Source organism: Paraburkholderia aromaticivorans (genome assembly GCF_012689525.1).
Taxonomy (GTDB): Bacteria; Pseudomonadota; Gammaproteobacteria; order Burkholderiales; family Burkholderiaceae; genus Paraburkholderia; species Paraburkholderia aromaticivorans_A.
The window spans coordinates 263,316-286,310 of record NZ_CP051516.1 but is presented as its reverse complement, the minus strand read 5'-3'; the positions used below and the strand labels follow the sequence as shown (position 1 = coordinate 286,310).

Genomic DNA, 22,995 nt, shown 5'->3' with positions numbered 1-22,995 from the left:
AATCCATTGGGACGGCGGCCTCGGGATAACCCGTAGGGCTTTCTACGGCGTGCCTTGCCTGGCAGCAAGCGCGCCATCCAACCTGCGGCCTCTAAACGCCGCCCTCTTCCAGTACCAGCAGATTCTCGTGCGAGAAACCGAGCGACACCGGCTGCCCGCGTTCGGGCAAACCGCGATTCGGATCGTTGAACACGTCGAGCGAAATCACGGCGTCTTTCACTCGGGTTCTGATGCGCACCACCGCGCCGAGGAAATTCACTTCTTCGACGGTGGCGTTCAACGTGTTGCGGCCAGGCGCGGCCGGCTCCAGCACGATCGCTTCGGGCCGCAGCGCGAGCAGGCGCTTTTTGCCCGCATCGTTCGACGGCAATTCTTGTGTCGTGGTCAGCTCCTGGCCGTCCACCACCATCCTGCCGGTCGCCGGATCCACCACATGCCCGGCCAGAATATTCAGCGTGCCGACGAACGACGCGACGAACCGCGTACGCGGAAAGTTGTAGATCTCCAAGGGCGAGCCGATCTGTTCGGCGCGGCCCTCGTTCATCACGACGATGCGGTCGGAAATCGACAGCGCCTCTTCCTGATCGTGCGTGACGAAAATCGACGTGATGCCGAGTTCGCGCTGCAACGCGCGAATGTCCTGGCGCAACGAGATACGGATCTTGGCGTCGAGTGCCGAGAGCGGTTCGTCGAGCAGCAACACCTGCGGCTTGCCGGCGAGCGCCCGCGCAAGCGCCACGCGCTGCTGCTGGCCACCCGACAATTGCCACGGATAACGTCCGCCCAGATGCGGCAGCTTGATCAGTTGCAACATCTCTTCGACGCGGCTGTTGATCTCCGCCTGCGGCCGATGCGTAATCTTCAGCCCGAAGCCGATGTTCTCGGCCACCGTCATGTTCGGAAACAGCGCATACGACTGGAACACCATGCCGACCTTGCGCTGCCGCGTGCGAAGGTGCGTGACGTCCTTGTTGTCGAGCCGGATGATGCCGCGCGTGGGCGTTTCGAAGCCGGCGATCATGCGTAGCACGGTCGTCTTGCCGCAGCCGGACGGCCCGAGGAAAGTAATGAACTCGCCGCGTTCGATCTTCATGTCGAAGTGATGCAGCGCAATGTTCGCCCCGAAGGACTTGTGCAGATTTTCGATCTCAAGGAATGCCATGATTCGCTGCCTCAGTCCGTCAAATTCGTTGGATCAAACTCGTTGGTCACACTCACTGGTCACACTTTCTGGCCGCTCATTGCGCGGGCCGAACCGAACACCTGAATCAGACCCATCGACGCCCACGTAATCGCGAACGCAATGATGGCGAGCGCCGACGGTTCGTACGCGCGGTTCGCCCCGATCAATTGCAGATACGGACCGAACGCCGGACGGTCGAGCAGACTCGCCAGCGTGAACTCGCCGATCACCACCGCAAAGGTGAGAAACGCGCCGGACAGAATGCCGGAGCGGATATTCGGGAAGATCACCTTGAAGAGAATCGTCGGCCAGTTCGCGCCGAGACATTCGGCGGCTTCGGTAAGCGAGCGCACATCGACCGCACGCAGGCCGGCATCGACGGCGCGGTACATGTACGGCAGCGAGAGCGTCACGTAGCCGAACACCAGCAGCAGGTCGGTGGCGCGCTCGTTGCCGGTGAGCGGCAGAATCGAACTGCTGTTATAGATGCGCAGATAACCGAACACGATCACGATGGCGGGCACCACCAGCGGCAACAGCGTGATGAATTCGACCACCGGCCGCAGCTTCGGCAAACGCAATTGCACCCAGTAAGCGGTCGGCACCACCAGCAACACGCCGATGACGATCGTCAGCAGCGCCATCAGAATCGAGTAGCCGAACGAGGCCTGAAAACGCGGATCGCCGAGCACGACGCTGTACGCTTCGAAGCTATAGGTGCCGCGCTTCATGCGCAGGCTGAACTCGAACGTCGCGATCAACGGAATGAGGAAGTACAGCGAACCGACGATCATCGCGGTCCACGCACCCACGCGCGATTGAGTTTTCATCGACGTCCCCTTTCAGCGCGCGAACGCAGCCAGATGTAGCCGCCGTTCGAGAGGCCGGTGACGAGCACCATGCCGAGCGCGAGTGCATAGCCGAGATTCTGGTTGTGCATCACGTCGCCGCGAATCTGCGCGTACAGCAGGATCGTGACGATGTTCAGCGAACTGCCGGTCAGCGCGTAGGCCGTGGCAACCGCGCCGAACGAATTGGCGAACAGGAGCAGCGCGGCGCCGAGCACGCTCGGCCACAACACCGGCAGCGCGACGTAGCGCCAGTATTGATACGCGGTACCGCCCAGACAATCGCAGGCCTCGCGCCATTCGCGCTTCAGACCGTCGAGCGCGGGCGTGACGATCAGCACCATCAAGGGAATCTGGAAATACAGATAGGTCAGCGTCAGGCCGGAAAAGCTCAGGACGCTAAAGCCGGTCGAGTACAGATTAAAGCCGAGGTATTTCTTCAGCAACACGGTGACGAGCCCGACGCGCCCCAACGTGCAGATGAAAGCGAATGCAAGCGGCACGCCGGCAAAGTTGGACGCGACGCCCGAAAACGTCATCAAGGTCGGACGAATCCAGCCGGGCAGTTTGCCCTGCACCGCCGCCCATGCGAGCAGTGAGCCAATCACCGCGCCGCCGAGCGAGGAGGCGGCGCTCACCTTGAAGCTGATCCAGTACGCGTCCATTACGGTCGGCTGGAGCAGGTCGCGGAAATTGGCGAGCGTGAAGTGACCTTGCGAGTCCTGGAATGCGCCGACCATCAGGAAGCCGGTCGGCAGAATCAGGAACAGCAACGCGAACGTGAAGAACGGCACCACGCCGATCCAGGCGAGTAACTGCGACGCGCGGCCCGGACCGTCGACGCGAGGCGTTGGGGTAGGCACAGGCGGAACCAGCAATTCCGGCTGCACCGATCCAGCATCCGATGAAGCGCTCATAGCTCACCCTTGGGGCAATCTGGCAAACGCACCTGGCGCGCTGCGCTCATCACGAGCGGCGGCGCGCCGGGGCGGCAAAACTTCACGCTACGGTGTTTTGTGTCGCGGCGCACTTGCTCCGCTGCCGCCGCGACCTACGAGCTACGCTCTTACTTGACGTTGGCGCCGACCGCTTCGTCCCAGTGCTTCGTGATGGTGTCCTTGTACGCGTCCTGTTGCGAGAGCGTCGGGAACACCACGTTCTTGTAGGCCGACGGCGGCGGCAGTTTGTCGAGCAGCGCTTGCGGCACTTTCTTGCCGCTCACCAGTTCGTTGTAGCGCATCGGGTGGCAGTAACCCTTCAGCCAGCCGATCTGGCCTTCGTCGGAGTACAGATATTCCATCCACAGCTTGGCTGCATTCGGATGCGGTGCGTAGGCGCTGATCGCCTGAACGTACACGCCAGCGACCACGCCCGTCTTCGGAATCACCACTTCCACCTTCGGATTGCCCTTCAGCGTGTCGCGGTCGGCCAGTGCGTTGTAGTCCCAACGCACGACGATCGGCGTGGTGCCTTGCGCGACCGACGCGGCCTTGCCGATCACCGGCACGAAGTTGCCGCTCTTGTTCAGGTTGGCGAAATACGTAAGGCCGGCCTGCCCGGCCTTGCTAGCGTCGCCCTTGCTTTGCGACAGACCGGCGGCGTACACGGCCTGGATCGCCTGGTTGGCCGAGCGCGGGTCGCCCGCCAGCGAGACAGCGTTCTTGTAGTCCGGCTTGAGCAGATCGCTCCAGTCGGACGGCGCCTTGTCGATCATGTCGGCGTTGACTTCGAACGCGAGCACGCCGTAGTAATCGCCATACCAATAGCCGTCAGCATCTTTCGACTCCTTCGGAATCGAGTTCCACGAGGCGACCTTGTACGGCTGCAGCAATCCTTCGGCCTTCGCGGACGGTCCGAACGACAGACCCACGTCGATCACGTCGGGCGCCTGCGGGCCCTTGTTGCCCTTGTTCGCCTTGATGGCTTCGACTTCGTCGCCCGAACCCGCGTCCGGATTCAGTTCGTTGATCTTGATGCCGTATTTCTTCTGAAAGCCGGCGACCAGTTCACCGTAGTTGCACCAGTCGTGCGGCAGCGCGATCACGGTGAGTTGGCCTTCCTGCTTGGCGGCGGCGATCAGTGCGTCGAGCGGCGCGGCCGAAGCGCTGCTGACGCCGGCGGCGGCGACACCCGCAACGGCCGACATCGAAAGTATGCGAGCTAACGCGGTGCGGTTCATAGTCTTTCCCCATCCTCTGCCGAAATTGCTACGTTTGGAAAATTTCTAGTTCGAGCTTCAGAGAGCGCGCGCGTGCATGGTTGCACTTGCGCGCCCGCACCATGTTCAGGCCGGGTTGGCCGGTGCCGAGAACATGTCGTGTTGCAGTGTATCGATGCGATCTGTACAAATCATGTCGACGCCCCATTGCGCGAGCAGTTGTGCGCGCGCCAAATCGTTGACGGTGTAGGCGAGCACGCGCAGGCCGGCGCAGTGAATCTCCGCGACCAGCCGCTCGGTGAGATAGCGTTGGTTCGCGTGAAAGGACACACAGTCCAGTTCACGCACGATGCGCAGCCAGTCGTCAGGCACTTCGTCGAACAGCATGCCGCGTTGCACCGACGGCGCCGCGTCGCGCGCCGCGGCGAGCGCCTCGAACGAAAACGACGATAGCAATGGCGGCGTCTGGCCTTCCCATAACGTCAGCGCGCCGCTTGCCACCAAAGTGCCAGTGATCTCGTCGCGGCCCGGACACGGTTTGATTTCGATGTTGGCGGCAATGCCGTCGCGCGCGCAACGCCCGGCCGCCTCGGCGAGCGTCGGCAAACGCGTGCCGGCGAATTGCGGTCCGTACCATGAGCCGGCGTCGAGCGTTGCCAGCTGCTGCCATGTGTGTTCCGCGGCGGCGCCGTGGCCGTTGGTGGTGCGCTCGAGGGTGTCGTCGTGCAGCAGGAAGAGCTGGTTGTCGGCGGATAGCTTGGCGTCGAACTCGACCATGCGGTAGCCATAGCGCACGCAGGTGTCGAATCCGGCTAGCGTGTTTTCCGGCGCCAGCGTGCCGCCGCAGCGATGCGCCGCCAGTCGCGGATAAGGCCAGTCCGCGGATAAGGTGCGATTAATCCCGTTTCCCACGTCTCGTTACCTTTCAGATAGAGCGGGTTGACTATGCTCTCGACACGTTCCCGGCCGTCACCGCCGCCTCGGTCATCATGCGGCATGCGCGGCCCCATGTTGTCTTCACGCGCGAGCCCGTGCGTAGTATCGCGCCAAGGCAAGCGCTGCGAAAGCCGGGCATACACTCGATGCTTCCACCGCGCCGTGCGTTGCAATGTCATTGTCAGGATGACGAAGCGTGCAGTCATCCCGCAGCGCGAAACATCACCGACCTATCGTCCGGACGGCAAACCCCAAGATCCATTATGGCGACGACACGGGTCAGTCATATTGCCAAAAAACGCCGCGAAATGCTCGAAACCGGACATTTCAATTCCTTTTCGAACATTTGATGTTCGAAATAGACTGCGCGCTTCGATCTGCGAAGGCTAAGTTGAAATACACAAACTTGCAAGCTGCCAAAAAAATACAACACCATTCGACTAAAGTAGTAGGCTTGACATCGTCCGGACACACATTCGTGACCACGATGTCGCAGTTAAATACAAGCTGAATCAACGCGCGTACGCATCCAGGGAAAAATGAATGTGGCAGGAAGACCGTCATCAAAGAATTCGCGCGTTGCTGTCCACGCTGCAACGCGTGTCCACGGAACGGATCATGGCGGACCTCGGGGTATCGCGCGAAACCGTGCGGCGCGATCTGCTCGACCTCGAAGCGCTCGGTGAACTGCGGCGCGTGCACGGCGGCGCGATCAAGCCCGCCGACGAAGCGCCGATCGCCGAACGCGCCCACATGCGCGTCAAATCCAAAACGGCGATTGCGAAGGCGGCCACGGGTTTGATCGCGAGCGGCCAGACGCTGTTCATCGACGCCGGTACCACCACCGCCGCACTAGCCGAAGAACTGGCGAAACTCGCGAACCTCACCGTCGTCACCAATTCGATCGACGTCGCACTGAAGATGCGCGGCGCGGTCGATCAGACCGAAGCCGCCAACGAAGTCATCCTGCTCGGCGGCTCGATCAGCGACCGCGCCATGGCGACCACCGGCGCCACCACCGTGCTCGACATCCAGCGCTATCGCGCGGACCTCGCGCTGCTGTCGCCGGTCGGCATCGACCACCGGCATGGCGCGACCAACTACGATCACGCCGAAACCGAAGTCGCGCGCGCCATGGTCGCCAACGCGGACCGCGTGGTGATCCTCGCCGACTACAGCAAGATCGGCCAGCGCAGCCGTATCTCGTACTGTCCGGTCGATCGGATCGACGTGCTCGTCACCAACAAAAAGGCGGCCGAAGCCGCCGATTTTGCATCGCTGAAAAAGAAACTCGAGGAGATCGTTCTCGCTTAGGGATTGGGTCAAGCGACTCGAGGTTTATTCCTTCACATGCATCGTATCGAGCGTACGCTTGCGCAAGCGCGTGTCGTGCAACGCGCCGGCTGCGTCGAGTACCGGATAGGCGGTCGCGCAGAATAGTGAATTGAGTCGCTTCATGTCGCTGATCAGATCGAGATGCAGCGCACTCGTCTCGATGCTTCGCAAGGTCTGTCCGGTAAGCCGGTCCAGATGCCGATAGGAATACGCGCGCTCCAGATCGCGAAAGCGCTCCTTCTCCGCGAGCAGGCGCTCGGCGCAACGCAGATCGTTGTTCAGAAACACCGACAGGCCCAGTTGCAGATTGCTGACGAGCCGCGCCTGCAAGTCGTCCAGTTCGCCCAGCCCTTCTTCCGAAAACGACAGGCGATGAGCGATCTTCTTTTCCTCGATGTCCCGCACGATCCGCTCGATGATGTCGCCCGCATGCTCCAGGTTGATCGTCAATGAAATGATGTCGGTCCAGCGGCGGCTGTCGGCTTCGTCGAGTTGCTCGCGCGAGATCAGCGTCAGATAGGTTTTGACCGCGGCGTAGAGCTCATCTACATCGTCGTCCATGCGGACCGTTTCGCGCGCTTTGTCGAGATTGTTGTGATGGATCAGATCCGCGACATTGTCGAGCATGGTGCGCACGATGTCGCCGATCCGCAGCACCTCGCGCGCGGCATGCGCGAGCGCGAGCGTCGGCGTGGACAGCGCGGTGGCATCCAGATGGAGCGGCCGCAGCTCACCGCCCGGCACCGGCCGGTTGGGCAACACGCGCACGCAGATACGCGCCACCGGGTCGATCAGCGACAGGCACGCGCAGCAACGCAGCGTGTTGTAGATCAGGTGGAAGCCGACCGTGGCTTCACGCGGATTCGCGATCAGCACCGGCAAACCGCGTGCGAGCAGCGAAGTGAACGGCAGGATCAGCAGTGCGCCGGCCAGCTTGAACGCAAAGCTGCCCAACGCGAGACGCCGCGCCGCCGCGTTTTGCGCGACGGTGCCGAGGAGCGCGAGCAGGCCGCTGCCGAGATTCGCGCCGATCACGAGGCACAGCGCGACCTTCAGCGAAATCACGCCGGACGAGGCGAGCGTTGCGGTCAGCAACACGGCGGCAAGGCTCGAATAGGACAGCATGGCGAACGCGGCGCCGACCAGTGCGTCGAGCATGGTGTCGCCGGTCAACGCACCGAACATGACGCGCACGCCGGCGCCTTGCATCATGGGCTGCGCGGCTTCGACGATCAAACGTAGCGCCAGCAGGATCAAACCGAGGCCGATCAACGTGCGGCCGGCCTGGCCGAGACGGGTTTGCTTGCGCGACAGGAACAGCGGCACGCCGAGCAGAATCAGGATCGGCGACAACCAGGACAGATCGAGTGTGAGGATCCGCGCCATCAACGCGGTGCCGACGTCGGCGCCGAGCATGATCGCGAGGCCGCTGGTGAGCGGCAACAGTCCCTGCGCCGCGAACGACGTGACGATCACCGCAGTGGCATTACTGCTCTGCACGAGACTCGTAACGCCGACACCCGAGAGGAAAGCCCGCCAGCGGCTACTGGTGCTGCGCCCCAGCACACTGCGCAGATCGGCGCCGAGGACTCGCAGGATGCCGGTGCGCACAATGTGCGAACCCCACACGAGGAGCGCCACACCGGCCAGAAGGTTTAGGAGAATCAACATAAAGCACTACGCATCCGTTCCTGCTGCCATGACCCGAACCGCATGCCGCGCGAACCGGCACCCGGGGCGTATGCCAGTAGTGTTGCACATTTTTGCCTTATTGTAATTTTGTGCTTTTAAATATAGGCTCGTGTCAAGCTGTGGATTGCTGTGTGCCGGTTCATGGTCAGTCATGCGGTGAGTACGACCACCCGACCACTTAATCACGAGGACTCTGGATGAGCCGCAACCTTGCGCTGTTCGACCTGGATCACACGTTGCTGCCGCTGGATAGCGATCAGGCGTGGGCCCACTTCATTGCCGGACTGGGTATAGAAGGCGCCGCGCGGCACGCGCAGGAAATCGACGATTACTACCAGCAGTATGTGGCCGGCACACTCGACATGGCCGCTTACCTGAACTACACGCTGGCGCCGCTTGCCCGCCACTCGCGCAAGCAGCTCGACACGTGGCATGCGCAGTTCATGCAGCAGGTGATTGCGCCGGCCATCCTGCCGGCAGCGCGCGCGCTCGTGCAACGCCATCTGGATGCGGGCGACCTTTGCTGCATCGTCACCGCCACCAATGTGTTCATCACGGAGCCGATCGGCAAGGCGCTCGGTTTCGAGCATCTGCTGGGAATCGAACTTGGCACCGAAGGCGGCGATCCGTTGGCACGCTTTACGGGAATGGCGGTCGGCACACCGACCTTTCGCGAGGGCAAGATCATGCGTACCGAGAGCTGGCTGGCCTCGCTCGGGCATCGTCTGCAGGATTTCCCGCAGAGCTGGTTCTATAGCGATTCGATCAACGACGTGCCGTTGCTGGAGCGCGTCACGAATCCAGTCGCGACCAATCCTGATGCGCGTTTGCGTGTCGTCGCCACGGAACGCGGCTGGCCGGTGATCGAACTGTTTGGCCGAGCCTGAGCGCTGACCCTGCGCCGCCGCTGCGTTATACGCGCCCCTTCCACGGTACGAGCCGCCGCTCCAGCGCACGCATACCGAGATCGAAGAGCCACGCGATCAACCCGATCAGCACGATGCCCATCACCACCACGTCGGTACGTAGAAAGCTCGACGCGTTGAGCACCATCTGACCCAGGCCCGCAGTGGCCGCGACCATCTCCGCGGCGACCAGCGTAGTCCAGCCGAAGCCGATTGCGATACGCAGGCCGGTGAGAATCTCCGGCAACGCCGCCGGCAAAACCACATGCCGCACGATCTGCGAGAAGCGGCCGCCGAGCGAATAGGCCGCATGAATCTGCTCGATGGTGGCGCTGCGCACACCGGCGCGCGCGGCCATGGCAATCGGCGCGAAGCAGGCAAGATAGATCACGACGATTTTCGCGGTTTCGTCGATGCCGAACCAGATCACCACCAGCGGCAGATAAGCGAGCGGCGGCAGCGGTCGATAGAACTCGAGCGGCGGATCGAGAAGGCCACGCGCGACCCGGCTCACGCCCATCAGGATACCGACCGGCACCGCCGTGACCGCGGCCAGCGCAAACGCGCCGAACACGCGCAACGCGCTCCATGCCAGATGCTCCGAGAGCGGCAAGCCGCCTTGAATGCGGCCGTGCCACGCGTCGAGAAAGGCGGTCCATACCGCTTCGGGCGTCGGCAGAAATAGCGGTGGCAACCAGTGCAGATGCGTGGCAAGCCACCACAACGTCGCAAGCGTCGCGACTGAGAGCGCACTCAGCGCCGCGGTCGGACCTTCGCCCGGAAGACGCCAGCCGCGCACGGGCCGCCCGGTTTGCCGCGGCCGCTTGCTGGTCTGCGCGAGCGGCACGTCACTCAACGATTCGCGCGAAGCCGTCACGACACCACCTCTTCCTGATTGCGCTCATGCAGCCGATGCACCAGCCGTTCGCGCCATTCGATGAAATCCGCCGACGACTTCACCGCGCGCGCATCGCGTGTCTGTAGAAAACGCCGTGCGAACGGCAAGTCGTAGCTATCGGCGATGCGGCCCGGACCCGGCGTCATGACGACGAGACGGGTCGCGAGAAAGAGCGCCTCCTCGACGCTATGCGTGATGAAGAACACCGTCTTGCGTGTGCGGCCCCAGACATCGAGCACGAGTTCCTGCATCGACTCGCGCGTCATGGCGTCGAGCGCGCCCATCGGTTCGTCCATCAACAGCACTTGCGGATCGCTCGCGAGTGCGCGGGCAATACCCACGCGCTGCTGCATGCCGCCCGACAGCGCATAGACCCGCGAGCGTGCATGCTTCTCGAGTCCGACGAGCTTCAGCATGTCGAGTGCAATGCGCTCGCGCTCCGCCTTCGGCACACGCTGAAAGCGCAAACCGAGCGCGACGTTGTCGAGCACATCGAGCCACGGCATCAACGCGTACTTCTGGAACACGACGCCGCGGTCCGCGCCCGGTCCGAGCACGGGTTCGCCGTTCAACCTCACTTCACCTTCAGTCGGCGGGATGAAGCCGGCAATGCAGTTGAGCAAGGTGGTCTTGCCGCAGCCCGACGCGCCCAGCGCGACCACGAACTCGCCGGGTTCGATACGCAAATCGACATCGGCCAGCGCGACGTGCGGCGCCGCGCCGCGCGCGCCTTCGTAGGCGACGTGCAGTCGCCGGATTTCAAGACCGCTCATCGCCGGACCTCATGTTGCCAATGGGAGACAGTGGGCGACGATCAATGCGCCGCGCGCTGCACGAACTGCGGATCGACGCCGGTCGAATAGTCGGCCAGCACGTTCTGGATCGTGCCTTGCGTCTTCAGAAACGCCGCGGTGGCGGCCAGCGACTTCGCCGCGCCCGATTGCGCGCCGCCGCCGAGCCATGCATTCGAAGCCTGCTGCGCCGGCGTCGGGAACGCGTACAACGCGAGGCTCGCCGGCACTTCCTGCGCGTTCGCGCCGGACTCTTTGGCGACCGCCTCGACCTGCGGCGACGCTGCCGTCCATGCGGACGTGTGGTCGCGGTAACTCGCGTCGGTCGCGGCGAGCACCTTCACGAAGCGCGCGACGAACTCGGCGTTCTGGCTGGCGAACTTGCGATCGACGACGAAGCCGTCGAACGTCGCCTTGCCGGTCTGCTGCGCGACCTGCCCCGAGGTGATGAGCACCTTGCCGTTCTTCTTGACCTTGGCCAGCACGGGGTCCCAGATATACGTCGCGTCGATGTCGCCGCGCTCCCACGCCGCCGCGACTTCAGGCGGACGCAGGTTGACGATCTTGACGTCGGACGGATTCACGCCGGCGCTCTGCAACGCAACCAGCGTGTGAAAGTGCGACGTCGATACGAACGGCACGCCGATCTTCTTGCCTTTGAGACCGGCGATGCTCGTTACGTTGGAGCCATCGCGGGCGACCAGCGCTTCGGCGTCGTTGATATTGTCGAGAATCCAGAACAGCGAAATATCCACGCCCTGCGACAGACCCGCGGCGATCGGGCTCGAGCCGGCTTCACCGAGTTGCACCGAACCGGAGGCCAGCGCGCGGATCACGTCGGCGCCGCTGCCGAGCTTGCGGTAGGTGACCTTATAGCCGGTGGCTTTCTCCACTTCACCGGTGGCCTGCGCGTAACGCCAGGGCACCACCATGTCCTGATACGCAATCACGACTTCTTTGGTGTCGGCGTGCGCCACGGAAGCAAACGGCGCAGACAATGCGAGCAGCGTAGCGAACGCGGCAAGCGGACGGAGGATGCGGTTCATCGGGAAGCCCCTTGAGCAGGTGTTGTTCGGGAGGCTTTCGACTATAGGCAGTTTGTTTGAGGCCGGTTCTAATTAATCCGCGATTGCTAATCACGCTGTTTGAGCATTGCTTTTCACGTTCGGTTGGTTAGCGGCGACTGCTGCGGTGGGCAGTCGGGCGGTTCCAGCGAATGATGGCGGATCGTGGCGCGTGCGCGCAAGCTGGCCGTTCGGCAGATTGACCTGCGGTTGACGCGGCGGGAATATCGTCGCGTCGCTAGAACCTCGCATTCCTATGATCGATTTCATTGGCCGCCTCAGCTGGTTGCTTTTCAATGTCGGCGTGCCGGTGTGTGCGCCCTTTGCGCTGCTGCCCCTGTTGAGCTTTTCGCGGTTCTATCGGCAGTCGTCCAACGGCATTGCGATACGTTCCGTGCAGAACGGACAACTTCTCTGGGTCGTCATCTCAATGTGCGCCAGCGCGTGCTATGAAATCGGAAGCGCGTTGGGCGATGCATCGACAAACAGCGCGCGGGCTTTCATGCTCGCGGGATTGCTCTGGCATGTTGTTTTTCTCGTCGCGGCGTCCATCCTCGTATCGTTCGGCGCGGCCGACTCTACGCCGCGCCCCGACTATCGGCGTGATGACGAGGCCGCCGAAAGGAGGTTGATGTGGACGTCAGCGATCATGACTGCAGCGGTGTCTGCTTCATTCGCCTTGTCTCATTATTCGTTAAACTAACTAATTTTAATTGTCTGAGCTATACTTTCGAGCACGTCCAACAGGGAGAACTTAAATGCCTAATCTGATCGACTACGTCATGGGAAATCGCGAACTGCGCAATCGCCTGATCGAACTAGCCATCCCTTTTTCAATCATCGGCAGCACCCTCTCCTCGATCTGCATGCTGCTAGCACGGTACTACCGGTAGCTAGTCGCTAGTGAAGCACCGGGACACACAGCATCGGCACTCAATGCCTGACAGCCCAAAAGAAATAAGCCTGCAACGCGTGCAGGCTTTTCTCAAACTGACAGCTAGCTAAAACGCTCAGACCACACCAGCTCCATGCGCCTGCAAATCGGCGTGGTAGCTCGAGCGAACCATCGCGCCCACGGCTGCGTGCGTGAAACCCATCTTGTACGCTTCTTCCTCGTACATCTTGAACGTGTCCGGGTGCACGTAAGAACGCACCGGCAGATGGTGTTCCGACGGTTGCAGATATTGACCGATCGTCAGCATGTCCACATCGTGCTCACGCAGGTCGCGCATCACTTGAAGAATCTCTTCTTCGGTTTCGCCGAGGCCGACCATCAAACCGGACTTGGTGGCGACTTCAGGGTGCAGCGCCTTGAAATCCTTCAGCAGCTTCAGCGAATGCGCGTAGTCCGAACCCGGGCGCGCTTCCTTGTACAGACGCGGCACCGTTTCGAGGTTGTGATTCATCACATCGGGCGGCGCGGCATTCAGAATACCGATCGCGCGATCCAGACGGCCGCGGAAGTCCGGCGTCAGAATTTCGATGCGGGTCTCCGGCGAGAGCTCGCGCGTCTGACGGATACATTCCACGAAGTGGGCCGCGCCGCCGTCACGCAAATCGTCGCGGTCGACGCTGGTAATCACCACGTACTTCAACTTCAACGCGGCGATGGTGCGCGCGAGGTTACCCGGTTCGTCCACATCGAGCGGATCCGGGCGGCCGTGGCCGACGTCGCAGAACGGGCAGCGGCGCGTGCACTTGTCGCCCATGATCATGAAGGTCGCCGTGCCCTTGCCGAAGCATTCGCCGATGTTCGGGCAGCTCGCTTCTTCACACACCGTATGCAGGTTGTGCTCGCGCAGGATCTGCTTGATTTCGTAGAAGCGCGAATTGCCGGTCGCCGCTTTGACGCGGATCCAGTCGGGTTTCTTCAGCTTTTCGATCGGGATGATCTTGATCGGAATACGGGCGGTCTTGGCTTGCGCCTTTTGCTTCGCGGTGGCGTCGTAAGCGGCGGCGGGAGCCGGCACGGCGTCAGAAGCGGGGGAAGCTGCGAGGTTCGCGGTAACGTCAGTCATTCGTTCGATCCAGTCAGGCGGTGAGGGCACCGGCCTGTGGTTGGGCGACGGCCGCGGGACTGCCGTCGAGGTTTGCGGTGAGGCGTTCTGCAAAGGTGCGGGCCACGTCGTCCCAGCCGGCGGCCACGCCAAGCGTTGCCATATCGACTGTTTCGAGCCCCGCGTAGCCACATGGATTGATGGCCAGAAACGGCCGCAAGTCCATGTTCACGTTCAGGCTCACGCCGTGATAACTGCAGCCGTTGCGGATCTTCAGACCCAGCGCCGCAATCTTGGCGCCGGCGTGCAGCCCGACGTCCGGCCCCGGCGCCACGTAGATACCGGGGGCGCCCGCCTTTCGTTCTCCGGCGAGATTATACGCCGCAAGGGTGTCGATCACGGCTTGCTCGATCCGCGTGACCAGTTCGCGCACCATCAACTTGCGGCGGCGCAAATCGAGTAGCAGGTAGGCCACTACCTGGCCGGGCCCGTGATACGTGATCTGCCCGCCCCGGTCTACTTTCACCAGAGGAATACCGCTGTCGGCAGCCAGCAGATGGGCGGGATCGCCCGCCTGGCCTAGCGTGAAGACGGGTGGGTGTTCGACTAGCCAGATTTCGTCGGGAGTGTCGGCCATGCGTTCGTCGGTGAACGCGCGCATGGCTTCGAAACTGGCTTCGTAGAGTTCGCTGCCACGCCAGCGCAGCGTGAGCGGCGTCGTGGAGAGCAAGGGAGTCGGGGAAACCGGGGTGGCGCACATGATCCCGGCAGTTTACCGAAATCTGCGAATCCTCGCCGGAGGTGGCGCGATTCGAAGTGTCGAGTCGGCGGAGTGCGGCCACGCTTTAAACCGCCAACTTGCTGGGCGCGTCTGCGCTTCGAAGCGCCGCATCACCGTGAGATAGCCGCGATTGAAGTGCCAACATGCTTCAGCGCGGCCGCATCTGTAGCGCCAGATCGCCGCGCAAGACCGTCCCGTTCGCGCGCGCCAACTCCCGCTGCGGCGCGCGATCCTTCAAACCCGCGCGCCTCACCAGAGATCAGGACCTGGGCGCCACCTTCAAACTGTACGCCAGCCGCCTCGCACACGCGCCGCCAACCGTTCGCCGATGCGCGCAAACCAGTTCAGCGCGCGCTCGTCGCAGCGTGTAGGCACGGAAAACGCCACTCTCGCTTGCCCGTTGCCCTCAGCGCTCAACCACAGCCGTTCACCGCGCCGCAACCGCAGCGTATGACCAGGTTGCAGCCAGTAATCTTCCGTATCGTCGCTGCGCGTGACCCACACCGCACCGCCACGGACGACCAGCTTGGTGCTGCGCGCCACCTTCAGGGGAACCGTTTCGCCATTCCGGATTTCAAACGCGATGCTAGAGGAAATTTCTCGCATAATGCCCTCGCAAAAAGTCGTTTCATGACTACAATCCTAGGCGTAGCAAGGGTTTACGCAAAACGATCTATTTTCACCTCTATGTGAGAAATATTGCCATGGACCTTCGGCTATTACCCGCGCTGAACGCGATCAAGGCATTCGAGGCCGCCGCCCGCCACGAAAGCTTCTCGCGCGCCGCCGACGAACTCTTTGTCACCCACGGCGCCGTCAGCCATCAGATCCGCGCGCTCGAAGCCGAACTCGGCGTCCCGCTGTTCGCGCGCGACGGCAAGCGCGTGCGGCTCACCGAGACCGGCCGGCGCTACGCCACGCACGTGCGCTCCGCGCTCATGGCGCTCGCCGACGCCACCCGTGAAATCCGCGCCGGCGACCGCGAGCGGCGGCTCGTGGTGTCCATGCTGTCGTCGTTTGCCGCGCGCTGGGTGACGCCGCGCGTCGGCAGCTTTATCGAGGCGCATCCGCAGTGGGACCTCGAACTGCTGTCCACCAACGCGCTCACGGACTTCGCGCGCGACGACGTCGACGTGGCGATCCGTTTCGGCTTCGGCAAATATTCGGGTCTGCATTCGGAGTTGTTGCTGGAGGAGATTTTCTTTCCCGCCTGCGCGCCGAATTTCAACGGCGGCAAGCTGCCGCAAACGCCGGCCGATCTGGCCAAAGTCCCGCTGCTGCGTTCCGACGACGAATTGTGGCGCCCCTGGTTCGACGCCGCCGGCCTCACCGACTGGCCCGAGCCGAAGCGCGGCGTGCTGTACCAGGATTCGTCGAATCTGCTGCAGGCGGCCATCGACGGCCAGGGCGTCGCGCTCACGCGCCGCTCGCTGGCCATGCACGAGATCGCGGCGGGCCGCCTCGTGCGGCTATTCGATGTGGACGGGCCGAGCCCGTGGCAGTACTACTTCATCTGCACGCCGCAGATGCTCGAGACCGCGCGGGTCAGGGCGTTTCGCGACTGGGTGTTCGAGGAGGTGGGACGCTTCAAGCAGCTTTTCGACCGGGCTTGCGAGCTAAGACCCGCCCCAGGCGCCGACCTGGCGGCGGACGCATTGCACGTCACGCCGTAGCACGTACAAGAAGGGCTTTAAAGCACCACTTTGACCATCGGATGGCCGGTGAGCGCGCGATAGATATCGTCGAGCTGCTCGCGGCTCGTGGCGCGCACCGTGACCGTCAGGCCCGTGTAGTTGCCACCGCTGGACGGTCGCGTTTCGATGCGCGAGGCGTCGACTTCGTTGTCGAACTGCCGCATCACCGTGACGATCGTCTCGGCGAACTCGGGGTGCGATTTGCCCATGATCTTGATCGGGAAATCGCAAGGAAACTCAAACAGTGACTCGTTCACGGAACTCATTCTCTACTCCTTGCTGCGCCTCGCGCGCTTCTTGGGTCTTGGCTCGCTGATACGCCGCGTACAGCGCCGCAAAGACCGCACCCGGCTGGCCCTCGCCGACCGGCTGGCCATCGAGTTGCGTGACCGGCAGCACTTCCTTGGTTGCCGAACTGACGATGATCTCGTCAGCCGCGCGCAGTTCGGCCTCACTGATCTCGCGCGCTTCGAAACGGATGCCGCATTCGCCCGTCAGTTCCTCGATCAAGCCGTAGCGAATCCCTTCGAGAATCTTGTGGCTGCGCGGCGGCGCGGACAACACGCCGTCCTTCACCATCCACACATTCGACGACGACCCTTCGGTCAGCATGCCGTCGCGAAACTGGATCGTCTCGAACGCATCGTTCTCCGCGGCGTATTGCGCCATCAGCACGTTGCCGAGCAGCGACACGGACTTGATGTCGCAATTGAGCCAGCGGCGATCTTCCGCCGTCACGCAACGCACGCCCTGCGTGCGTTGCGCCGCGTCCGGCAGGTTCAGCGGCGTAACCATCACGAACACGGTCGGCTGGATGCCGGCCGGAAACGCGTGACCGCGTTTGGCGACACCGCGCGTGACCTGAATATAGGCAATCGCGTCCTGATCGGCACGCAAACCACCGTCCGCCTCATTCGCCGCGACCACGCGCTCGATCAGCACGCGCCAGCCGGCATCGTCAAAAGGATTGACGATACCGATCTTGTCGACCGAGCGCGCGAGCCGCGCCAGGTGCTGCTGGAAACGGAACGGCGTGCGGCCGCCCGCATGCGCGGGGTGTGCGTAGAGCGGCGCAACTTCGTAAATGCCGTCGCCGAAAATAAAGCCGCGGTCGAGAACCGGCACGCGCGCTTCGGACAACGGCACCAACTCGCCGTTCAGATAGACAATCGGATCAGGCGAAACATCGGAAACAGCGGTCATCGCAATCAGGCTCTTACTTCTTCTTGTTGAACATGAGCATCAGCGAATCCCACACGCGGCCGACCACGCCCGCTTGCGGCACAGCCTGCAGGGCCACGATCGGGAACTGCGCGAGCACCTTGCCGTCGGCCACCAGCTTCGCCGTACCGACCTGCTGACCGTTCGCGATCGGTGCGATCAGCGGATCGATCTGCTCGATCTGCGGCTTCACCTTGTCGCCCATGCCCTTCGGCACGGTGATGTACTGGTCGCTCTTCACGCCGATCTGCACGGTGTCCTGCGCACCCTTGTAGACGCGCGGCGTGCCCACCACCTGATTCGCCTTGTACAGACGCACCGTGTCGTACGCGCTGTAACCGTAGTTCAGCATCTTCAGGCTGTCCTGCACGCGGTCGTGTTCTTTGGTCTCGCCCATCATGACCGAGACGAGACGGCGCGACGCGTCGGTCGTGCCCGGCAGCGAACGCTTCGCGCTCGCGATCAGGCAGTAACCGGCGCCTTGCGTGTGACCGGTCTTCAGACCGTCGACCGTCGGGTCGATCCACAGCAGGCGGTTGCGGTTCGGCTGCTTGATCTTGTTGTACGTGAAATCCTTGACCGAGAAGATGTTGTAGTAGTCAGGGAAGTCGCGAATCAGACGCGCCGACAGCACCGCGAGGTCGCCCGCCGTGGTGTAGTGCTGCGGATCGGGCATGCCGTTCACATCGGCGAAATGCGTGTTCTTCATGCCGAGGCGTTGCGCTTCCGTGTTCATCATGTTGACGAACTGCGACTCGCTGCCGCCAACCAGTTCGGCCAGCGCGATCGCCGCGTCGTTACCCGACTGGATGATCATGCCGTACACCAGATCGTGCACGGTCACCGGCTTGTTCGCTTCGATGAACATGCGCGATTCGTCCGTGCGCACGCGGCGCACCGCTTCGCTCGGCATGACCGTCTGGTCCATGTTGATCTTCTTCGTCTGCAGTGCTTCGAAGACGAGGTACGCCGTCATCAGCTTGGTCAGCGACGCCGGTTCCACGCGCTCGTCCGGATTGCCCGAAGCGAGCACCTGGTTGCTGGTCGCGTCGACGAGCACCCACGAGCGCGCGTTCACGACCGGCGGCGGCACTTGAGCAAACGCGGTGCTGGCGACGAGCGTGGCCGGCAGCACGACGCCGAGGGTCACGGCACGGCTAAGCGTAGAAGGAACGAAAGAAGCAACTGAGGGGAATGACGTGCGGCCGGAGGTGGAAAAACGCATAGGGTCGATTCGTGCAGAAAAATACATCGCGCGCAGGGCGCAGAGTTTGGAAGAGCCGGTCGGCGAGCGTCTGGCCGTAAAAACGGCGCGGCGCCCATTGGACTTCCGGCCACGCGATCGGTTCGCGCAGCACGCCCGCATCCGGCACCGCTGCGCGCGAAAAGACGCTACGCGTCGCGCGAACTGCCGGATGGGCGGCGCCGCGCCCAAAAAAGAGTCGCCATTATACGCGCGCTCTCCCCGTTACTTTGCGCAAAGGGCGGCGATTAATTTGCGTTTGTGCGTACCTGTACCCCAGAAAACACACATCGCGCGCCGGTTAGCGCCAGGCGTCGACGATGATCCGCTTCAGCACGTGCAGCTTGCGATGCAGAAAATGCTCCGCCCCCGGAATCACGACAACCGGCAATTCCTGCGGCCGTGCCCAGTCGTAAACGGACTGAATGGGAACCGTCTCGTCGGTTTCGCCGTGAATCACGAGCGTGTTTTCCGGCACGGGGGCGACCTCCCAACGGCTCGCCGCGGTGCCGACCAGCACCATTCGCTCGATCTCCTGACCTTCGTCACGCAGCTGCGCAGCAACGTGCGACAGCACGAACGTACCGAACGAAAAACCCGCCAGCACGAGGGGCAGATCGCTTTGGCCGGGTTCGGCGCGCATGTGATCGAGCACGGCGCGCAAGTCGTCACGCTCGCCGATGCCCGCGTCATGCTCGCCTTGCGTTTCGCCGACGCCGCGAAAATTCGAGCGATACGTCACGTAGTTCAACTGCACGAGCGTGCGCGCGAGCGTCTGCGCAACCTTGTTGTCCATCGTGCCGCCGAACAGCGGATGCGGATGCGCGACCAGCGCGATGCCGCGCGGCGCGGCGCCGTTCTCGCGCGTTTCGTCGGGCAGATCCAGCGCGACCTCGATCTTGCCGACCGGGCCGTCGATCAGATATTTTTTGGTGTGTACGTTCATGGCGAGGCTTTATTGATCGATTTTCAGACGCTCAACGATCTTGCCGTTCGCGAGGTGCGAGTCGACGATTTCGTCGATGTCGCTTTCGTCGACGTACGTGTACCAGATGCCTTCCGGATACACGACGACCGTCGGGCCGAGTTCGCAGCGGTCGAGGCACCCGGCCTTGTTGATGCGCACCTGGCCCGGACCTGCGAGACCGAGTTTCTTCACGCGTTTTTTTGCGTACTCCTGCATCTCCTGCGCATTGCAGTTCGCGCAGCTCGGGCGCTCGGCGCCGGGGTCGCGCTGATTGAGACAGAAGAAGACGTGGTACTTGTAGAAGGAGTCCATGATGTCCGGGGGCGAGACTGTCAGTGTGGGGAACGGCGCTGGATGCACGGCGGCGCGCCTGGTGTGCGAACGATTATAACGAGCGGGGCTGGCGGTCGCTGACGCTGTCCGCGCCTGCCCCACGCGCCGCGTACGCTTCACGTGTGCTTCATGCGCCGTTTGAGCCACGCTTGCTCGACGACATACGCCAGCCACACGAGCGCCGCATACGGCCAGATCCACGCAAGCCAGTGCGCCAGACCGTTGAAGTGCAGATAACGCCCTTGCCGCCAGTCGGCCAGAACGGCATCGAAATACGGATTCACCGGCAGCAGATTGACGAACACCAGCGCGATTGTCAGCGCGACGCCCGCCAGCGCCGCGCGTGATCGGCGCTGCAGACGCAACGTGAGGAGTGCCGCAGCGGTCCCGCACACAAGACCCGCCAACGCGCCGGGCGTCGCCCAGTCGAACGCGAGGCCGGACTGCGACTGCAGAAACGTCGCGCCCGCCTTCACGCACAAGGCCGCAACGATAAACAGGAGCAGCAGGCGCACGCGCGGCGCATGGCGGCGCACCGGCAACGACGCCAGCGCGAGCGCGGCGAACAGGTTGAGCGTGGTGATCACGGCTTCCCACACGTCGTCGGGCATCCAGGCGGCGACGAGCGCCGGCCAGGCGCCGACGTGCCAGCCCGGCGGCGTCCACGCGAGCAAGGCGTCTTGCGTCGTCGAATCGAAACGCAGCCAGAGCGCCCGCGGCCAGTTGCCGAGACCGAACAGGCGCGGCGCCGGGTACATCGTCGCGAACGGCCACGCCGCGACCAGACACGCGAGCGCGGCTCGATCGCGCTCGAACCACAATAGCCGCACGCGCCGCAGCAAGCCGCGATCGAGCAGCGCGCCCGTCGCCGGCGACATGATCGCCGCGCCGAGCAGTGCGCCGAGCGCGTTGGCGGCGAGATCGAGGTTGGAGGCGACACGCGTCGGCAGATAGGTTTGCACGGCTTCCATCAGGCCGGACAGCAGCCCGCCGAGCACGAAGGCGAACGCGACCGCCAGCGTGCCGCGCCAGCGCGGATAGACAGCGAGCACCACGAGCGCGCCGAACGGCATATAGCCGAGCACGTTGGTGACGACGTCGAACGCCGTCAGGTACTGCGGCATGGGATCGGACAGATAGGCAAACGGACCGAGGCCGAGCGAACGCCAGCCCGAAAACGGATACCACGAACCGTAGACGATCAACGCGGTATAGAGCACCAGTGCCTGCCGGGCGAGCGCCGACGGACGGCGCGCCCAGGGTTTCACGCTCATGCAGCGCTCCGAGGTGTGCGCTGCATGCCGGTCATTGCGCCGCGACCAGCGCCTGCACGCCGAGCCACGCGCCGATCTGCGCGACCAGATCGTCGCTGGCGGTGGCGAGCGCCTGCGCGCCGCCGGCGGCGTCCGCCGACCTGGACGGTGCCCGCGCGATGAACGTGCGCTGGCTGAGCACCTTGCCGCTTTGCGTGAGAGTCGCGCGCGCGGTGACCGCGGCGTGACTTTCGGACTGGCTGTCGAAGACCTGTTCGAACTCGCTCAGATCGACCTTCAGCACCGGCGCCGCGACGCCGTCGGCGCCCGTCAACACGGTGCCGCGCGAACTGAGCGCGCCACGCAGACGCTGGGTCAGCAACTGCGAAGGCGTCATGGTCCAGTGGCTGTTCGCATAGGTGGCCGTCTGCTGCGCGTCGGCGTAACTCAGGCGGTACATCAGCTTGTCCGACTCGAGCACGTCGGGCGCGCTCACATCGAGCACCTTCACAGCCGGCGACGTGCCTGCGGACGCTGCCGGACTCGGCGGCCCAAAGTCGTAGCGGATGTCCGAGAGCGCTGCGGGCGTACCGGCGCAGCCCGCGGCGAGCACGCCGAATGCGAGCAGCACCGCCAGCGCGGCGCTCGAGGACAAGAATCGGTGAATCGAGCGTGACATGACAATCTTCCTTTCTTCAAACCTTCAAAATCATTGCTTCAACATCATTGAGCAGCATGCGCGGCAGGCCATTTGAAGCCTGCTTCGCCGGGGCCGGGCGCCGCACCCGGCGCGCCGAACAGCACGCTGCGCGGGCTGGTGCTGAACGTATCGGCGGCGCGGTCCACTGAGCGGGCCGCGGAGCGCACGTCTTCAGCGAGCGAATTGACGCGCGGCAAGGTGTCGTAGCCGACCCGCGCCGACAGTTCCTGCACGGCGCCGTTGATCGACACCAGCGCGTCGCCGGCCTGCTGCGCGGCGGTGCCGACCTTGTTCAGGTTGGTCTCGAACGGGCCGTTCGGGCGGTTCAGTCCGGTGATCAGCTGATTGGTCGACGCCAGCGTGCGGTCCAACTGGTTGATCGTGCCGGGCAGCATGCCGGCGGCCGGCGCCATTTTCTGCGTCAGCGTGGCGACGCCGTCGGCGGCTTTCTGCAAACTCGCGGCCGTGCCTTGCAACTGCTCGGCCATTTCCGGCGAGAGCAGATTGTCGACGTCGTCCGCGACTTTTTCGAGTTTGCGCAGCAGCACCTCGCCGCGTTGCTGCAGTTGATCGAGCAAGCCGGGGCGCATTGGCAACTGCGCCACCTGTTTGGCCGACGAAGGCAGCGGCGACGTGTCGCGCCCATTGTCATCCAGCTGGATGAAGGCGATGCCCGTCACGCCCTGGAAACCGAGGCTGCCGAACGTCGAATGGGTAATCGGCGCGTGCGTATCCACGAGGATACGGATCAGAATCTGCCCCGGATGCGCCGGATCGAATTTGATCGACTGCACCTTGCCGACGTCGAGCCCGCGATAACGCACCGCAGCGTCGGTAAACAGGCCCGTCACGTTGGTGCGCGCAATCAGATCGTACGGCACCCGCACGGAACGGTCGACATTGAACAAAAAAGCCGCCAGTGCGACTGCAGCCAGCAAAACGATCGTGAAGAGCCCGGCCCAGAAGGCATGTGATTTGTTTTCCATTGTCAGGTTC

The 22,995-nt window shown here is 63.3% G+C and carries 25 protein-coding genes; 5 read left to right on the top strand and 20 right to left on the bottom strand.

What is annotated here, in order from left to right; genetic code table 11:
- Window positions 1-91 precede the first annotated feature (91 nt).
- From HF916_RS29295 to ugpQ, 5 genes are all read right to left on the bottom strand, one after another.
- Entirely contained in the window at window positions 92-1,162 is a 1,071-nt protein-coding gene (locus HF916_RS29295; RefSeq protein ID WP_168792405.1) for an ABC transporter ATP-binding protein, read from the bottom strand.
- A gap of 59 nt (window positions 1,163-1,221) precedes the next feature.
- Window positions 1,222-2,013 (bottom strand): ABC transporter permease, encoded by a 792-nt coding sequence (locus HF916_RS29290; protein ID WP_168792404.1) that lies wholly within the window; start codon window positions 2,011-2,013, stop codon window positions 1,222-1,224.
- Window positions 2,010-2,948 carry an ABC transporter permease gene (locus HF916_RS29285; RefSeq protein ID WP_168792403.1) on the bottom strand — a complete coding sequence of 313 codons (939 nt, stop codon included), beginning with the start codon at window positions 2,946-2,948 and terminating at the stop codon, window positions 2,010-2,012. Before HF916_RS29285 ends, HF916_RS29290 begins: the two co-directional genes overlap by 4 nt.
- Before the next feature lie 149 nt (window positions 2,949-3,097).
- Window positions 3,098-4,210, bottom strand: coding sequence for an ABC transporter substrate-binding protein (locus HF916_RS29280; protein ID WP_168792402.1), 1,113 nt, complete (start codon window positions 4,208-4,210; stop codon window positions 3,098-3,100).
- Between the two features lie 105 nt (window positions 4,211-4,315).
- Window positions 4,316-5,101 (bottom strand): glycerophosphodiester phosphodiesterase, encoded by a 786-nt coding sequence (gene ugpQ / locus HF916_RS29275; RefSeq protein WP_168792401.1) that lies wholly within the window; start codon window positions 5,099-5,101, stop codon window positions 4,316-4,318.
- Window positions 5,102-5,668: 567 nt separating this feature from the next.
- Here ugpQ and HF916_RS29270 point away from each other — a divergent pair.
- A complete protein-coding gene (locus HF916_RS29270) occupies window positions 5,669-6,439 on the top strand; it encodes a DeoR/GlpR family DNA-binding transcription regulator (protein WP_168792400.1) in 771 nt (256 codons plus the stop codon).
- A gap of 24 nt (window positions 6,440-6,463) precedes the next feature.
- On the opposite strand, the gene HF916_RS29265 is transcribed toward HF916_RS29270, so the two are convergent.
- Window positions 6,464-8,131 carry a Na/Pi cotransporter family protein gene (locus HF916_RS29265; RefSeq protein ID WP_168792399.1) on the bottom strand — a complete coding sequence of 556 codons (1,668 nt, stop codon included), beginning with the start codon at window positions 8,129-8,131 and terminating at the stop codon, window positions 6,464-6,466.
- A 218-nt stretch (window positions 8,132-8,349) separates the two neighbouring features.
- Between HF916_RS29265 and HF916_RS29260 the strand changes: the two genes are divergently transcribed.
- Window positions 8,350-9,039 (top strand): HAD family hydrolase, encoded by a 690-nt coding sequence (locus tag HF916_RS29260; protein ID WP_168792398.1) that lies wholly within the window; start codon window positions 8,350-8,352, stop codon window positions 9,037-9,039.
- A gap of 25 nt (window positions 9,040-9,064) precedes the next feature.
- Here HF916_RS29260 and HF916_RS29255 read toward each other — a convergent pair whose 3' ends face one another.
- From HF916_RS29255 to tauA, 3 genes are read right to left on the bottom strand one after another with little or no spacing between them, the layout of a single operon-like run.
- Window positions 9,065-9,904 carry an ABC transporter permease subunit gene (locus HF916_RS29255; RefSeq protein WP_240975879.1) on the bottom strand — a complete coding sequence of 280 codons (840 nt, stop codon included), beginning with the start codon at window positions 9,902-9,904 and terminating at the stop codon, window positions 9,065-9,067.
- A 26-nt stretch (window positions 9,905-9,930) separates the two neighbouring features.
- A complete protein-coding gene (locus tag HF916_RS29250; protein ID WP_168792396.1) occupies window positions 9,931-10,728 on the bottom strand; it encodes a taurine ABC transporter ATP-binding protein in 798 nt (265 codons plus the stop codon).
- 41 nt (window positions 10,729-10,769) lie between these two features.
- Window positions 10,770-11,792 (bottom strand): taurine ABC transporter substrate-binding protein, encoded by a 1,023-nt coding sequence (tauA, locus tag HF916_RS29245; RefSeq protein WP_168792395.1) that lies wholly within the window; start codon window positions 11,790-11,792, stop codon window positions 10,770-10,772.
- 274 nt (window positions 11,793-12,066) lie between these two features.
- On the opposite strand from tauA, the gene HF916_RS29240 reads away from it, so the two are divergent.
- A complete protein-coding gene (locus HF916_RS29240; RefSeq protein WP_168792394.1) occupies window positions 12,067-12,513 on the top strand; it encodes a hypothetical protein in 447 nt (148 codons plus the stop codon).
- A 55-nt stretch (window positions 12,514-12,568) separates the two neighbouring features.
- Window positions 12,569-12,703 (top strand): hypothetical protein, encoded by a 135-nt coding sequence (locus HF916_RS51555; protein ID WP_277352299.1) that lies wholly within the window; start codon window positions 12,569-12,571, stop codon window positions 12,701-12,703.
- Window positions 12,704-12,820: 117 nt separating this feature from the next.
- Here HF916_RS51555 and lipA read toward each other — a convergent pair whose 3' ends face one another.
- From lipA to HF916_RS29225, 3 genes are all read right to left on the bottom strand, one after another.
- Window positions 12,821-13,828: a lipoyl synthase gene (lipA, locus tag HF916_RS29235; RefSeq protein ID WP_168792393.1), complete on the bottom strand. Its 1,008-nt coding sequence runs from the start codon at window positions 13,826-13,828 to the stop codon at window positions 12,821-12,823.
- Window positions 13,829-13,841: 13 nt separating this feature from the next.
- The gene (lipB, locus tag HF916_RS29230) at window positions 13,842-14,567 is read right to left on the bottom strand and encodes a lipoyl(octanoyl) transferase LipB (protein WP_168792392.1); all 726 of its coding nucleotides are present in this window, start codon (window positions 14,565-14,567) and stop codon (window positions 13,842-13,844) included.
- Window positions 14,568-14,867: 300 nt separating this feature from the next.
- Window positions 14,868-15,194 (bottom strand): DUF2917 domain-containing protein, encoded by a 327-nt coding sequence (locus HF916_RS29225; protein ID WP_168792391.1) that lies wholly within the window; start codon window positions 15,192-15,194, stop codon window positions 14,868-14,870.
- A 98-nt stretch (window positions 15,195-15,292) separates the two neighbouring features.
- Between HF916_RS29225 and HF916_RS29220 the strand changes: the two genes are divergently transcribed.
- Complete coding sequence (locus HF916_RS29220) at window positions 15,293-16,261, top strand: transcriptional regulator GcvA (RefSeq protein WP_168792390.1); 969 nt, start codon at window positions 15,293-15,295, stop codon at window positions 16,259-16,261.
- A gap of 17 nt (window positions 16,262-16,278) precedes the next feature.
- Here the strand turns inward: HF916_RS29220 and HF916_RS29215 are convergent, their stop codons facing one another.
- From HF916_RS29215 to HF916_RS29180, 8 genes are all read right to left on the bottom strand, one after another.
- A complete protein-coding gene (locus HF916_RS29215) occupies window positions 16,279-16,548 on the bottom strand; it encodes a DUF493 family protein (RefSeq protein WP_168792389.1) in 270 nt (89 codons plus the stop codon).
- On the bottom strand, window positions 16,520-17,485 hold the full coding sequence (locus HF916_RS29210; RefSeq protein WP_168792388.1) for a D-amino acid aminotransferase: 966 nt from the start codon (window positions 17,483-17,485) through the stop codon (window positions 16,520-16,522). Before HF916_RS29210 ends, HF916_RS29215 begins: the two co-directional genes overlap by 29 nt.
- 13 nt (window positions 17,486-17,498) lie before the next feature.
- On the bottom strand, window positions 17,499-18,728 hold the full coding sequence (locus HF916_RS29205) for a D-alanyl-D-alanine carboxypeptidase family protein (protein WP_168792387.1): 1,230 nt from the start codon (window positions 18,726-18,728) through the stop codon (window positions 17,499-17,501).
- 319 nt (window positions 18,729-19,047) lie between these two features.
- Entirely contained in the window at window positions 19,048-19,692 is a 645-nt protein-coding gene (locus tag HF916_RS29200; protein WP_168792386.1) for an alpha/beta hydrolase, read from the bottom strand.
- Window positions 19,693-19,701: 9 nt separating this feature from the next.
- Window positions 19,702-20,025, bottom strand: coding sequence for a (2Fe-2S) ferredoxin domain-containing protein (locus HF916_RS29195; protein WP_168792385.1), 324 nt, complete (start codon window positions 20,023-20,025; stop codon window positions 19,702-19,704).
- A gap of 137 nt (window positions 20,026-20,162) precedes the next feature.
- Window positions 20,163-21,320: a VanZ family protein gene (locus HF916_RS29190; protein WP_168792384.1), complete on the bottom strand. Its 1,158-nt coding sequence runs from the start codon at window positions 21,318-21,320 to the stop codon at window positions 20,163-20,165.
- 31 nt (window positions 21,321-21,351) lie between these two features.
- On the bottom strand, window positions 21,352-21,978 hold the full coding sequence (locus HF916_RS29185; RefSeq protein ID WP_168792383.1) for an ABC-type transport auxiliary lipoprotein family protein: 627 nt from the start codon (window positions 21,976-21,978) through the stop codon (window positions 21,352-21,354).
- A 44-nt stretch (window positions 21,979-22,022) separates the two neighbouring features.
- Window positions 22,023-22,985 (bottom strand): MlaD family protein, encoded by a 963-nt coding sequence (locus tag HF916_RS29180; RefSeq protein ID WP_168792382.1) that lies wholly within the window; start codon window positions 22,983-22,985, stop codon window positions 22,023-22,025.
- Window positions 22,986-22,995: the final 10 nt, after the last annotated feature.

Bases quoted from the DNA above. Each gene is read 5' to 3' on its own strand.
- HF916_RS29295 (WP_168792405.1), bottom strand. From the start codon at position 1,162: ATGGCATTCCTTGAGATCGAAAATCTGCACAAGTCCTTCGGGGCGAAC.
- HF916_RS29290 (WP_168792404.1), bottom strand. From the start codon at position 2,013: ATGAAAACTCAATCGCGCGTGGGTGCGTGGACCGCGATGATCGTCGGT.
- HF916_RS29285 (WP_168792403.1), bottom strand. From the start codon at position 2,948: ATGAGCGCTTCATCGGATGCTGGATCGGTGCAGCCGGAATTGCTGGTT.
- HF916_RS29280 (WP_168792402.1), bottom strand. From the start codon at position 4,210: ATGAACCGCACCGCGTTAGCTCGCATACTTTCGATGTCGGCCGTTGCG.
- HF916_RS29270 (WP_168792400.1), top strand. From the start codon at position 5,669: ATGTGGCAGGAAGACCGTCATCAAAGAATTCGCGCGTTGCTGTCCACG.
- HF916_RS29265 (WP_168792399.1), bottom strand. From the start codon at position 8,131: ATGTTGATTCTCCTAAACCTTCTGGCCGGTGTGGCGCTCCTCGTGTGG.
- HF916_RS29260 (WP_168792398.1), top strand. From the start codon at position 8,350: ATGAGCCGCAACCTTGCGCTGTTCGACCTGGATCACACGTTGCTGCCG.
- HF916_RS29250 (WP_168792396.1), bottom strand. From the start codon at position 10,728: ATGAGCGGTCTTGAAATCCGGCGACTGCACGTCGCCTACGAAGGCGCG.
- tauA (WP_168792395.1), bottom strand. From the start codon at position 11,792: ATGAACCGCATCCTCCGTCCGCTTGCCGCGTTCGCTACGCTGCTCGCA.
- HF916_RS29240 (WP_168792394.1), top strand. From the start codon at position 12,067: ATGATCGATTTCATTGGCCGCCTCAGCTGGTTGCTTTTCAATGTCGGC.
- HF916_RS51555 (WP_277352299.1), top strand. From the start codon at position 12,569: ATGCCTAATCTGATCGACTACGTCATGGGAAATCGCGAACTGCGCAAT.
- lipA (WP_168792393.1), bottom strand. From the start codon at position 13,828: ATGACTGACGTTACCGCGAACCTCGCAGCTTCCCCCGCTTCTGACGCC.
- lipB (WP_168792392.1), bottom strand. From the start codon at position 14,567: ATGTGCGCCACCCCGGTTTCCCCGACTCCCTTGCTCTCCACGACGCCG.
- HF916_RS29225 (WP_168792391.1), bottom strand. From the start codon at position 15,194: ATGCGAGAAATTTCCTCTAGCATCGCGTTTGAAATCCGGAATGGCGAA.
- HF916_RS29220 (WP_168792390.1), top strand. From the start codon at position 15,293: ATGGACCTTCGGCTATTACCCGCGCTGAACGCGATCAAGGCATTCGAG.
- HF916_RS29215 (WP_168792389.1), bottom strand. From the start codon at position 16,548: ATGAGTTCCGTGAACGAGTCACTGTTTGAGTTTCCTTGCGATTTCCCG.
- HF916_RS29210 (WP_168792388.1), bottom strand. From the start codon at position 17,485: ATGACCGCTGTTTCCGATGTTTCGCCTGATCCGATTGTCTATCTGAAC.
- HF916_RS29205 (WP_168792387.1), bottom strand. From the start codon at position 18,728: ATGCGTTTTTCCACCTCCGGCCGCACGTCATTCCCCTCAGTTGCTTCT.
- HF916_RS29200 (WP_168792386.1), bottom strand. From the start codon at position 19,692: ATGAACGTACACACCAAAAAATATCTGATCGACGGCCCGGTCGGCAAG.
- HF916_RS29195 (WP_168792385.1), bottom strand. From the start codon at position 20,025: ATGGACTCCTTCTACAAGTACCACGTCTTCTTCTGTCTCAATCAGCGC.
- HF916_RS29190 (WP_168792384.1), bottom strand. From the start codon at position 21,320: ATGAGCGTGAAACCCTGGGCGCGCCGTCCGTCGGCGCTCGCCCGGCAG.
- HF916_RS29185 (WP_168792383.1), bottom strand. From the start codon at position 21,978: ATGTCACGCTCGATTCACCGATTCTTGTCCTCGAGCGCCGCGCTGGCG.
- HF916_RS29180 (WP_168792382.1), bottom strand. From the start codon at position 22,985: ATGGAAAACAAATCACATGCCTTCTGGGCCGGGCTCTTCACGATCGTT.